The sequence below is a fragment of the Pseudomonas sp. S1(2024) genome, assembly GCF_046557535.1.
In genome coordinates this window covers 54,625-64,811 of record NZ_JBKGFP010000100.1, presented here as the reverse complement: position 1 = coordinate 64,811, position 10,187 = coordinate 54,625, and the positions used below count along the sequence as shown (strand labels likewise).

The window sequence follows — 10,187 nt, the reverse complement described above, 5'->3', positions numbered from 1 at the left end:
GCCGAGCGCTTCGTGCCGAACCCGTTCGACAGCCAGGGTGGTCGCCTGTACCGCTCGGGCGACCTGGCCCGCTACGGCGGCGCGGGGGTGGTGGAGTACCTGGGGCGGATCGACCATCAAGTGAAGATTCGAGGTTTTCGCATCGAACTGGGCGAAATCGAGGCGCGGCTGCAGGCGCAGGCCAGCGTGGCCCAGGGCGTGGTACTGGCCCAGGACGGCCCGGGCGGCAAGCAGCTGGTGGGTTATGTGGTGCCTGCCGATGCGGTCGTGATGGCCAGCACCGAGGCCCAGGCTGCCGAGCGCGAGGCGCTGCGCACTGCGCTGAAGGCGAGCCTGCCGGACTACATGGTGCCGGCCCACCTGCTATTCCTGGCCAAACTGCCCTTGACCGCCAACGGCAAGCTGGACCGCCGTGCGCTGCCGCAACCGGACGCCAGCCTGCTGCAAGCGGCATATGTGGCCCCGCAGAGCGAACTGGAACAACAGATCGCGGCGATCTGGGCCGATGTGCTGAAACTGGAGCGCGTAGGCCTGGACGACAACTTCTTCGAACTGGGTGGCGATTCCATCGTTTCCCTGCAGGTCGTGGGCAAGGCCCGCCAGGCCGGCGTGCAGTTCACCCCCAAGCAACTGTTCCAGCATCAGACCGTACAAGGCCTGGCCACGGTGGCGCGGCGTGTTGTCGAAGGTATTGGCGAGCAAGGGCCGATCACGGGCAGCACACCGCTGACACCGATTCAGCAATGGTTCTTCGAGGCCGACATTGGCGAGCGTGGGCATTGGAACCAGTCGATTCTGCTGACACCCAGCGAACCCCTGCAAGCGGACCGCCTGCACGATGCGTTGCTGGCACTGGTCGCCCATCATGATGCACTGCGCCTGGGCTTCGAGCAGCAGGAGGGGGCCTGGCAAGCCGAGTACAAGCCACAGCAGCAGGCGCGGATACTCTGGGAGCATGCGTGCGCGGACGAGGAGGCGTTGGCCGCACTTGCTGACCAGGCCCAACGCAGCCTGAACCTGCAGCAAGGCTTGCTGGTCCGTGCGCTGCTGGCCAGCCTGCCCGATGGCAGCCAGCGTCTGCTGCTGGTCATTCATCACCTGGCGGTAGATGGCGTGTCGTGGCGCCTGTTGCTGGAGGACCTGCAACAGGCCTATCAGGCCCTGGGCAACCGACAGCCGCTGCAATTGCCAGCCAAGACCAGCGCCTACAAGACCTGGGCGCAGCACCTGCAGGCCTATGCCCAGAGCGAGGCGCTGCAAGCGGAACTTGCCTACTGGCAAGCGCAGTTGCAAGGCACCAGCGACCACCTGCCGTGCGCCAATGCGCTGGGCGGCAACCAGCAGCAGCACGCTGCGTCGGTCAGTACGAGGCTGGGCCGCGAAGCCACCTGGCAGTTGTTGCACGATGCCCCTGCGGCCTATCGCACGCAGATCAATGACCTGTTGCTGACAGCCCTGGCTCGGGTGATCGCCCGCTGGACCGAGCGGCCGGAGGTGCTGGTCAGGCTGGAAGGCCATGGGCGGGAAGACCTGTTCGATGACATTGACCTGAGCCGCACGGTGGGCTGGTTCACCAGCATGTACCCAGTGAAGCTGAGCCCGCTGGGCGGGATCGCCGAATCGATCAAGGCGGTCAAGGAGCAGCTGCGGGCTGTGCCGAACAAAGGCCTTGGCTATGGCGCGCTGAAGTACATGGGGCCGGCTGGTGCGCGTGAGGCCCTGGCTGCGTTGCCTCAGGGCGAGATCGTGTTCAACTACCTCGGGCAGTTCGACGGTAGCTTCGACGAGCAGTCGGGCTTGTTCGCACCCGCGCGCGAATACGGCGGTGCGGCCAAACCAGCCGATGCGCCACTCGATAGCCAGATCGCCCTGAACGGCCAGGTATACGGCGGCGAGCTGAAACTTGGCTGGACCTTCAGTGCGCAGCGCTACGACACAGCGGTCATGCAAAAGTTGGCAGATGACTATGCCGCAGAGCTTGGCGCGCTGATCGCTCATTGCTGCGAGCCGGGCAACCGTGGTGTTACGCCTTCGGACTTCCCACTGGCCGCGCTGCGCCAACAACAGCTGGATGAGCTGCCGGCAGTTGCACGGCAGGTTGCCGATATCTACCCGCTGTCGCCGATGCAGCAGGGCATGCTGTTCCATTCGCTGCAGGGGCCTGAAGGCGCGCTTTACATAAACCAGACTTCGGTGGAAGTCAAAGGCCTGGAAATCGAACGGTTCGTGGCAGCCTGGCAGCAGGTGATCGACTGCCACGATATCCTGCGCAGTGCCTTCTGGTCGGCGCCCCACTTGGCCGAACCTTTGCAGCTTGTCTACCGCAAGGTCGAATTGCCGGTGGTCGTGCATGACTGGCGCGATCGTCCGGTAAGTGCGCAGATGCTGCAGGCGCTGGCCGAGGCCGATGCCGCACAAGGCCTGGACCTGAGTGTCGCACCGTTGATGCGCCTGACCCTGGTGCGGCTGGACGACGAACGTTTGCACCTGCTGTGGACCCGTCATCACATACTGATGGACGGCTGGAGTACCTCGCGGCTGCTTGGCGAGGTGTTGCAGACTTACCATGGCCACCCTGCGCGAGCGCCGGCAGGGCGGTTTGGCGATTACATCCGCTGGCTTGCCGGGCAGCCCAAGGCGGCGCTGGAGCAGTTCTGGCGCGGCAAGCTGCAAGAGCTGGAAAGCCCCACCTGGCTGGCGGACAGCCTGGCGGCTCGCCCCGCGGCAGACCTGCAGGGGCACGCCGCGCTGTACCTGCGTTGGGATGCCTCGCGTACCCGGCAACTGCGCGAGCAGGCCCAGCGCTTGCGCATCACCCCAAACACCTTGATCCAAGCGACCTGGCTGCTGCTGCTTCAGCGCTATACCGGGCAAGCCACGGTGTGCTTCGGCGCCACCGTGGCGGGCCGGCCAGCCGGCTTGCCCGGTGCCGACGAAATGCTGGGTTTGTTCATCAACACCTTGCCGGTGGTGCAGACGCCCCAACCGCAGCAGCGGATTGTCGACTGGCTGCAGCAACTGCAGGCCTGCAACCTGGAACTGCGCGACCACGAACATGCAGCCTTGGCCGATGTGCAGCGCTGGGCAGGGCAGGCCGGGCAAGCGTTGTTCGACAGCATCGTGGTGTTCGAGAACTACCCGGTGGACGAACGCCTGCAGGAAGGTGGTGGTGGCTCGCTGCAGTTCGGTGAGGTGAGCAACCGCGACGTGACCAACTACGCCATGGACCTGGCGGTGCATCTGGGCGAGACGCTCTCGGTCGAGTTCCTCTACTTGCGCAACCGCTTCACGGAGCAAGCCACCGACAGCATTCGTGGCAGTTTCGAACGGCTGCTCGAGGGCATGCTCGACAACCCTCACGCCACCGTGGGCAGCCTGGACATGCTGACCCCGGCGCAAGCGCAGCAGGCCCAGGCTCGCAATGGCTTGCAGCCATGCGAGCAGGCCATGCCAAGGCTGGCCGAGCTGATTGCCCGGCATGCCCAGGTGCGGCCAGAGGCAATTGCGGTGGCCTGTGGCGAGCGACAGTTGAGCTACGCCCAACTGGATGAGCGTGCCAACCGCCTGGCACACCACCTGATTGCCTTGGGTGCGCGCCCGGAGGTTACGGTCGGCATCGCCCTGGAACGCTCGGTGGAGGTGATCGTGGCATTTCTGGCGGTGATGAAAACCGGCGCCGCCTATGTGCCGCTGGATATCGACTACCCGCAGGATCGCTTGCAGTGGATTGTCGAGGATTCGGCCATGCACCTGCTGGTGACCAGCAGCGGCTTGCGCCAGCGGTTTGCCGGGGTGGAGCACTGCGTGGAGCTGGACCTTCTGGCTATCGCCAGCTTGCCGTCCGATGCCCCTCAGGTGATGGTGCACGACACCAACCTGGCCTACCTGATCTATACCTCTGGCTCTACCGGCAAGCCCAAGGGCGTGGCGGTCAGCCACGGGCAGATCGGCATGCACTGCCAGGCAATCGCCCGCCTCTACCAGATGGATGAAAGCACTCGCGAGCTGTTGTTCATGTCGTTCGCTTTCGACGGTGCCCAGGAGCGTTGGCTGTCGACCTTGTCGTCAGGCGGCTGCCTGGTGGTGCGCGGTAGCCAGCTGTGGACTGCCGAGCAAACCTGGCAGGTACTGCATGCCGAGCGCATCGACATTGCCTGCTTCCCGCCGGCATATCTGCAGCAACTGGCCGAGTTCGCGCAAACCCGGCAGGAGGCAGCACCGCCGGTGCGCATCTATTGCTTTGGCGGTGACGCGGTGCCCGATGCACTGTTCGAACTGGTCAAGCGGACCTTGCGCCCGCAGTTCCTGACCAATGGCTACGGGCCTACCGAAACGGTCGTGACCCCCCTGTTGTGGAAAGTATCGGCACAGCAGTCATGCCAGGCGGTGTATGCGCCGATCGGTGAGCGGGTTGGCCAGCGCACGCTGCATGTGCTGGACCAGGGCCTGAACCCGGTGCCCGATGGCGTGGCCGGGGAACTCTACATTGGTGGCGAGGGTGTGGCGCGCGGGTATCACCAGCGTCCGTCCCTGACAGCCGAGCGCTTTGTCGCCGACCCGTTTGCCCAGGGCGGGCGGCTGTACCGCACCGGTGACCGGGTGCGTCGTCGGGCTGATGGCGTGATCGATTTCATCGGCCGCCTGGACAACCAGTTGAAGGTTCGCGGTTTCCGCATCGAACCTGGGGAAGTCGAAGCACGGCTGCGTAATCTGGCGGATGTGCGGGATGCTGTGGTGGTGGCCCGGGAGGGCGCTACCGGCAAGCAATTGGTGGCGTATCTGGTCACCGGCAATGGGGTGACTTCCGCTACGCCATTGCGTGACGCCTTGCGTGCCGACCTGCCGGACTACATGGTGCCGACCCAGTGGGTATTGCTGCCGGCGTTTCCACTCACGCCCAATGGCAAGATCGATCGCAATGCGCTGCCGGCCCCGGAGTTGACCGGGCGCCCGGTGCGGGTGGCTCCGCGCGATGACACGGAGAAGGCGCTGGCGGCCATCTGGCAGGAAGTGCTGGAGGTGGATGAAGTTGGTGTCGATGACAACTTCTTCGAGTTGGGGGGCGATTCGCTGCGCGTGCTGAAGATGCTGTCGAAGGTACGAGCACGGCCCGACCTGTCGATCGAGCTGAAACTGCGCGATGTCATGGCCAGGCCCACCATTGGCGAGCTTTCCGGCTATACCGATGGCGACGTCGCCCTTGATCCGCTGCTGCTGCTCAACAGCCGGGTAGCCGGGGCCAAGCCTCTGTTCTGCCTGCATGCAGGCTTTGGCACGGTGTTCGACTACGAGCCGCTGGCGCGCCGGCTGGAAGGGCATTGCAGCGTCTACGGCGTGCAATGCCGCATGCTGCTCGATCGCAACTGGCAGGATGATTCGTTGCAGGCCATGGCGATCGACTATGCCCAGTACATTCGCCAGAAGCAGCCCGAAGGGCCATACCAGCTTGCCGGCTGGTCGCTGGGTGGCACGCTGGCGGTGCTGGTGGCCCAGGAGCTGGAAGCCCAGGGCCAGCAAGTATCGTTGCTTGGCCTGGTCGACAGTTTTATCCCAACCGGTGCGCCGGCGACGCCGGCAGCGGACTGGAGTGCCGACCTTGGCAGCTTCCTGAGTGTGCTGCTGGGGCTGGCAAAGGAGCAGTTGGTACTGCCTGCGGTTGCGGCGGGCAGTGGTGTGCCGCTGCTTGAGCGGCTGATCGAAGAGGCACGCTCGGGGCTGCAGGTAGCGTCGGCCTTCGCCAGTGTCGAAAGCGCTGAACTGGCCCACACCTTTGCCGTGGCGATGCGGCTCAAGGCGTTGTCGGAACGGTTGCCGGCATTGCCGGCAACCCGCGCCGCTGCCTTGTGCTGGTGGGCAGGTGACCATGGCCAACGCTTCGCGGTTCACGGGAGCGGTGAGAACCACGCGGTTGCAGCGGGTCACTATGACATCCTCAAGCATCGGGAAGTGATCGAGGGGCTCGCGGCCAGGCTGGTGGCGGAGCCGGTCATGGGTTGACCCGGCAGGGCCGGCTGAATGACCTGTGGGGCCCACGTTCAACGTGGGCCCCACAGGTTTTTTCATGTCGGCAGTGTCGCCACCGAGACGAAAAAAAGCGGCGTCATCCTGTGTGGATGACGCCGCTTCGATTACAACGGTACAGGTGGCTGTCGGCCTAGAAGTCGTAGCGCAGGCTCATGGTGGCATTACGCGGGTCACCGTAATGGCCAACACTGCCGCCGATACCCGAGTAGTACTTCTCGTCGAAGATATTGTTCAGGTTCAAGGTGGCGGCCAGATGGTCGGTGACCTGATAGCGCGCCATCAGGCTGGCAACCGTGTAGTCATCCTGGGTGGCTCGGGCTTTGAGGCTGTTGTAGTAGAGCGACATGCTGGAGTTCCAGGACACCCCGCCACCCACGGTCAGCCTGTTCCAGTCACCCTGGAAGCGATAGGTGTTCCAGAAGCGGAAGGTGTCCATGGAATATTGCGTCAGCTGGCGCACGCCATCGGCGTCTTCCGTGCGGGCATGGCTGTAGCTGGTCATGACTTGCCAACCAGGCAAAACCTCACCCGACAGTTCCAGGTCGATACCCTTGGTTTCGGTACCCTTTGCGCCCTTGTAGGCTTGTTGGTCGAGCGTGCCTTGCACGATCTCACCGCTGTCCTCCACCGCCAGGTTGTCACGCTTGACCAGGAACAGTGCCGTACTGGCGTTCAGACGCCCGTCGTAGAACGCCCCTTTCCAGCCCACTTCGTAGTTGCTGCCTATGACAGGGCCAATGACCGAACCGTTACGATCGAGGTTGGATTGTGGCTTGAAGATATCGGTATAGCTGGCATACACCGATTGCTCGGGGGTCAGGTCATAGATGATGCCCGCGTACGGTGTTACTTCACCCCGCTCGTGCATCTTGACGTCCGGCGATCCGAACGAGGTAGGCCAGTAGTAATAGTCGTAGTCATAGTCGGAGGTGCGCGCGCCTACGATTACGTTCAGGTCATCCATCAGGTTGAACTTGAATGCCGCGTAGGTGCCGCGCTGGCTGCTCTTGATGTTGAGAATTTCCCCAAGTGCGCCAGTCTCGGTTGGCCGAGGCAGGTAGTTGTCCCAGTCATAGAAGTTGACGGTTGTGGTGCCGACGTCATAACCGGTGTGATCGTTCTTGTAATCCTGGTAGTTGAAGCCGGTGATGAACTCGTGAGTGCGCCCGAACAGGGAAAAAGGCCCTTGCAGTGTCAGGTCCAGGCCACGCTGGGTCTGGTCGGCTTCAGCGTTGTAACGCAGCATTCGCGCAGCGCCGGTTTCTTCATTGATCCACGCTCGGCCCGAAGAGGTCTGATAAGAGCCGTTGTAGTTATCGCGATTGGAATCCATGTAGTTCGCGGCCAGCTTGATTTGCCAGTCATTGGCGAAGGTATGCTCGGCGGCCATGAAATAGTTGGTGGTTTCCAGCTCGTCGTACATCCAGCGGGCGCCGGAACTGGTAGAGCGGGAAAAGTTGGTCTGCTTGCCGTTGGTGAACAACAGCGGTACACCCGGTGAACCGGTGGCTTTGAACTTCTGGTAGTCGACGCCGAAACGTACCAGGGTGTCGTCGTTCAGGTCCGCTTCGAGAACGCCGTAGAGGATGTCTTTGTCTTCCTTGTACCAGTCGCGAAAGCTGCCGCTTTTCTGCTTGGCCGCCACCATGCGCCCGCGCAGGTTGCCACCCTCGGTCAAGGGGCCGGAAACATCGACTTCGCTGCGGTAGGAGTCCCAGGAGCCGACAGTGCCCTGGATATGCGACTGGAATTCGCGGGTCGGGCGTTTGCGAATGAGGTTGACCACGCCGCCGGGTTCACCCGCGCCGGTCATCAGGCCGGTGGCGCCGCGGACGATTTCGACGCGGTCGTAAAGGGTCATGTCCAGCAACGTGCTGGGCATGTTGCGGGTCTGGTTTTCCTGGGTGGTGGTCACGCCGTCAAGCTGGTAGGTGTTGATGGCACTGCCGCGGGAATAGATGTTGTAGCGCAGGCCACCGTCCTGGGACATGGTGATGCCGGGTGTCTGGTTGAGCACCTGGGTCACGCTGTTGAGCTGCTGGTCGTCCATGCGCTGGCGGGTGATCACACTGATCGACTGGGGCGTTTCACGGATCGACAGGTTCATCTTGGTCGCGGTGTTGGTCACACCGGTGGTGTAGGAGCCCGTGCCTTCGGTAGTGGCACCAAGGCCCACGCTATTGACGTTGGTCGCCGAAAGCTCGACCTGGCCGGCCTGTGCGCCCGAACTGGCCGTCACCGTTACGGTGTTGCCATCGATCTGGTAACGCAGCCCGGTGCCTTGCAGCAATGTCCGCAACGAAGACTGCAGGTCATGCCGGCCCTTGAGGGCCGTGGAGCGCAGCCCACTGATGTCCTCCGGGCTGTACAGCAACTGGGTATCGGTCTGCTTGGCCAGTGCCTGCAACGCCGAGTTCATCGACTGCGCGGGAATATCCAGGGTCCACTCCTGTGCCTGCACCTGGGTAACCATCGCAGCGGATATCGCCAGGCCCAGGGCGATGCGTGTGAACGCGCGCTGGGGACGAAGGGAATGACGGATCAGTAATGCTTTGGCAAGCGGGTTGAGCGGGCCGGGGAGGGACTTGGACATCTATTGCGGTCTCGTTGGCAGAGGGTTTTTTTCTATGTCAGCTATAGGACGCAGCACCTGTTAAAAACCGGAACGATTCTTATTGGCGATTTTTTTGGCCGGTGCTGCGTTAACCGCGTCACAACTTCACAGTTCGCGTGCTACGCGAAAGCCGAGGAAGTCACCGCGGGTGGTCTTGAGGCGGTCGTTGCGGTTGGCCGAGCGGGAGAAGATCGGGGGCTCGCCCCAGTCGTTGCCGCGCATGTGCGCGCGCATGCACTTGGGGTCCTGGATCCAGGCGCTGCCGTCGGTGGGGGCGCCTTCGTAGCTGTCGTGGTAGCAGTCGGCGACCCATTCGTAGACGTTGCCGTGCATGTCGTACATGCCGAAGGCATTGGGCGGGTAGCTGCCCACCGGGGCGGTGAAGGCGTAGCCGTCCTTGGGGCCATAGGTGTTGGCGTGCTTGCTGATCTCGTATTTGCCAGGTTCGTCGAAGGGGAAGGGGAACGGGCCGCTGGAGCCAGCACGGGCGGCATATTCGCGTTCGGCTTCGCTGACCATGCGGTACGGCTTGCCGGTGGTTTTCGCCAGCCATCGGGTGTAGGCCTGCACTTCGTCGTAGTCGATACATACCGCCGGCTGACGGGGGCCTTGCTTGTAGCTGGGCTTGCTGGCTTCGCACCAGCGGCCGGGGCGGTCGTCGCCGCTCTTGATGACGGTGCCGGTGGCCTTGATATAGGCGTCCAGTTCGCCGGCGGTGACCTGGTAGCGGCTCATGGCGAAGGGCTTGGTGAAGGTCACGGTGTGCAGCGGGCCCTCGTCGGGCTGACGGCCGACTTCATCGTCGGGGGCCCCCATCACGTAGCTGCCGGCGGGCAGCACGACCATCTCGGGGCAGTCCTTGCAGTCTTTGAACACGTCGCCGGGCTTGGCGGCGTGGGCGTAGGCGCTGACCAGCAGCAGGCAGGTGATCTGGGCTGGCCGGTAGAGCCAGGCGGATACGTTCATCGGTGGTCCTCGAAACGGGTGAATGCGGGCTGCGTTTCGCATTCAGACGAATCGGGGTGGTGAGAAATTAACCAATATACACGCGACCCCTTACCAGCCAGTTAACGTCACTGGGGCTGCTGCGCAGCCCATCGTCGGCAAGCCAGGCTCCCACAGGGACCGCGAAAATCTTGAGTTCTGCGCCGTACTTGTGGGAGCCCGGCTTGCCGGCGATGGGCCGCAAAGCGGCCCCGGCAATATCGGCGTGGATGCAAAGAACTGGGGCCGCTTCGCGCCCCCTCGCGACACAAGGCCGCTCCTACACGGGATTGTGGCCGGCGGGGTAGTTGCCAGCCAGGAAACACCGGGCTATAGTCCAGCCCATTGTTCTCTCCCCGAAGACCTGTTCATGCCAGCCAACCCATCCACCACAAGCTTTGCCATCGCGCCAGTCGCGGGCATGGTCGTGCGTGGCTGCCAGCAGCCGGCGATGATCAGTCACTATCCACCACCACCTGTCAGTGGCGTCGTAGGCGGCGTAGCTCCGCCTCCTTGCGTGGTCGTGCTGGGCTGATCGGCTTCTGGCCGCATCCCTTCGCACACG

At 63.4% G+C, this 10,187-nt stretch carries 4 protein-coding genes; 2 read left to right on the top strand and 2 right to left on the bottom strand.

The window, feature by feature from the left end; genetic code table 11:
* Positions 1-5,997: amino acid adenylation domain-containing protein (locus tag ACLCGK_RS27655; protein WP_410953342.1), on the top strand; the 5,997-nt coding region annotated here is incomplete at its 5' end.
* A 157-nt stretch (positions 5,998-6,154) separates the two neighbouring features.
* On the opposite strand, the gene ACLCGK_RS27650 is transcribed toward ACLCGK_RS27655, so the two are convergent.
* Complete coding sequence (locus ACLCGK_RS27650) at positions 6,155-8,617, bottom strand: TonB-dependent siderophore receptor (protein WP_410953341.1); 2,463 nt, start codon at positions 8,615-8,617, stop codon at positions 6,155-6,157.
* 126 nt (positions 8,618-8,743) lie between these two features.
* Positions 8,744-9,604 carry a formylglycine-generating enzyme family protein gene (locus tag ACLCGK_RS27645; RefSeq protein ID WP_410953340.1) on the bottom strand — a complete coding sequence of 287 codons (861 nt, stop codon included), beginning with the start codon at positions 9,602-9,604 and terminating at the stop codon, positions 8,744-8,746.
* A gap of 388 nt (positions 9,605-9,992) precedes the next feature.
* Here ACLCGK_RS27645 and ACLCGK_RS27640 point away from each other — a divergent pair, with 388 nt between their 5' ends.
* Positions 9,993-10,157: a hypothetical protein gene (locus ACLCGK_RS27640; RefSeq protein ID WP_177328635.1), complete on the top strand. Its 165-nt coding sequence runs from the start codon at positions 9,993-9,995 to the stop codon at positions 10,155-10,157.
* Positions 10,158-10,187: the final 30 nt, after the last annotated feature.

Excerpts from the sequence above, each read along its gene's own strand:
- ACLCGK_RS27645 (WP_410953340.1), bottom strand. The coding sequence starts at position 9,604 with ATGAACGTATCCGCCTGGCTCTACCGGCCAGCCCAGATCACCTGCCTG.
- ACLCGK_RS27640 (WP_177328635.1), top strand. The coding sequence starts at position 9,993 with ATGCCAGCCAACCCATCCACCACAAGCTTTGCCATCGCGCCAGTCGCG.
- ACLCGK_RS27650 (WP_410953341.1), bottom strand. The coding sequence starts at position 8,617 with ATGTCCAAGTCCCTCCCCGGCCCGCTCAACCCGCTTGCCAAAGCATTA.